General features: G+C 47.0%; 3 protein-coding genes. All 3 read left to right on the forward strand.

Annotation, left to right across the window (positions count from 1 at the left end; genetic code table 11):
* A partial coding sequence (locus CNE01S_RS23970; protein WP_218009459.1) for a hypothetical protein occupies nt 1-273 on the forward strand: 273 nt, incomplete at its 5' end.
* Between the two features lie 2 nt (nt 274-275).
* Complete coding sequence (locus CNE01S_RS23975) at nt 276-602, forward strand: hypothetical protein (protein WP_061279209.1); 327 nt, start codon at nt 276-278, stop codon at nt 600-602.
* Nucleotides 603-877: 275 nt separating this feature from the next.
* On the forward strand, nt 878-1,405 hold the full coding sequence (locus CNE01S_RS23980; protein WP_061279211.1) for a hypothetical protein: 528 nt from the start codon (nt 878-880) through the stop codon (nt 1,403-1,405).
* The last annotated feature ends 690 nt before the right edge of the window (nt 1,406-2,095 follow it).

The following is a 2,095-nucleotide window of genomic DNA, read 5'->3' on the forward strand; positions in this document are numbered from 1 at the left end:
CGAGTGGGGGGAGTAAGCGTTATGGCACAGCATGATACTAATGCCCGCGACATTGATCCTGTGGAATATGCCAGGTTCGCTGTTCAGCATGGCGTCCATTGGGCATACGTCTTACGAGATTTCATCGAAGGTTTTCACTGGGACTCCAGGCCAACGGGCATTTACACCGGGGTTATTGTCGTGCCACCTGAGCAAGTTGCAGAGTTGCAGGCGGTAATCCGGGCGTTAGTCCCTGTGGTGTACCGGATCGACGTAAAACCGGAGGGTAAATAGCTATGGGTAAAATGACGTTTGTCGTTGACTTTCCTGATGGGCAGGAGCCGCCCGTCAGCGCAGGGACGAAAATTCTGGGCGGAAAAGTTGAGATGGTTGCCTGGCGGGATATTAGCGAAGATACCTGCTGGCGAACCGGGGAGATCAACCATCCTTCAGACTGCGAGGCCGTAGTGGCCCATGACGGTTACGACTATCACATTCTGTGGTGTGATCCTAACGGCGGGGAAATTTACGACCCGCTAAATCCCGGATTGCCGGATATCATTCAGTGGTTTCCGGTGCCGGTGCCTGTGTTGATGCCAGAAGAATCATCGGGAGAGGATTAGCCTCTTGATTTGGTAACCATTGGCTACTGTTCCATATAAAGCCCCACAGCCCGGTCTGTAGGGCTTTTTTTCGCCTGTTCGAAATCTATTTGCATTGCAAGATTAAACTTTAACTATAAAACACCATTGGTTTCAGATGTTTCTTTCACTGGTTGTTGTTGTCAGTCATGTTTTCTTTGCTGTCTTCAGTGGTATAGAACATGAACGGCATAACGGTTCAGGCTTCGGTATTTTATGATTTTTTATAATGTCGCTGTTGCGGCTGAGGAACTGATGTGAAAGGGATAAAATTAGTGTCGGGATTAACAACGACGTTGTTGCTGATTAGTCATGTTGCTCTCGCTGACTGGCGAACTAAAGTCAGCGATGATGTTTTTACAGGCGGGCATACGGGGCTGATGCTCGGGACTGAAACAGAGGAAAAGGGGCTTATCCTGGATTGCACAAAAGACTCATTGAGCCTTTCTTACTTTGAAAAAGACGATACAGGTGATGTTACCGAAGGCTTACCTGTCGATCTTGTTCTCAAGGTCGGTGCCAATGCTCCCATTAAATTTCTGGCTCAGACGGAAGCCCGCAATACCACTATTTTTGCAATTAAAACCGAACAGTCTGATTTGGTTAAAATATTCCTTAGTCAATTGAAAACCTTAAAGGGAAATATCCTTGTAGGCATCAAGTATCAGCAGAATAACGATAAGATAACACGTGAATTAAAAGGAGCTGGCTCGGGCGTTGCTGCCTCCAGGTTCGTCCAAGCTTGTGAAATCGATATGTCAGGCGGCTCTTCGTTAAAGAACTAAATTAGTAACGATCCAGACTCTGTTCATTCGCATAAGCTTTACTTGGATTAAAAGCCTTGCCATCGCGCGAGGCTTTGTTTTTTGTCAGCGGAAGCGTGTCCTGCATCAAACACATGCGCGATATATCGTATTTGTGCTATTTCTTTATATGACCGTTTACGAAAACGTGATTTTACTCGCGAGAAAATAACCTTAATATCTTTATCGTTGAGATGGTTATGCTTGCTCTTCATCTGCGTCTTTTTTTGTCCTTTATCGCCACCATACCCGTTGCCGTAATTATTGCCTGGTTTCTGGTGTGGCTAAGCGAGCGCTGAGAGAGGTGCCTTATGAAAATACTCGCCCTCGTTGCGTTTACTGTCACGTTGTTACTGTTTGCTGCCCTGATGCTGGCCTTCGCGCGCCGGGCGCGTTAGTGGACTTATTCGAACTGAGAGGTGCGTATCGTGAAAACCCTGACGGCAGTGGTGATTGTGGCAGCAATTGTTTTGTCTGTGGCGGTAATGATGACGCCCTCAGGCATGAGCCTCGGTTAATACGTTCTGGCCTGCCAGCGGTGCAGCAGACCCCTGATTTGTCTGAAGGATAAGATATGGAACATCGCATCATGATTATGTACATCCTTGTCATCCTCTGGGGGATTGTCTGGGTGAATGACGGTCGAAAAAAGTGAGCATTGACTTTATAATT

It is taken from the genome of Cedecea neteri NBRC 105707 = ATCC 33855 (assembly GCF_001571265.1).
Taxonomy (GTDB): domain Bacteria; phylum Pseudomonadota; class Gammaproteobacteria; order Enterobacterales; family Enterobacteriaceae; genus Cedecea; species Cedecea neteri.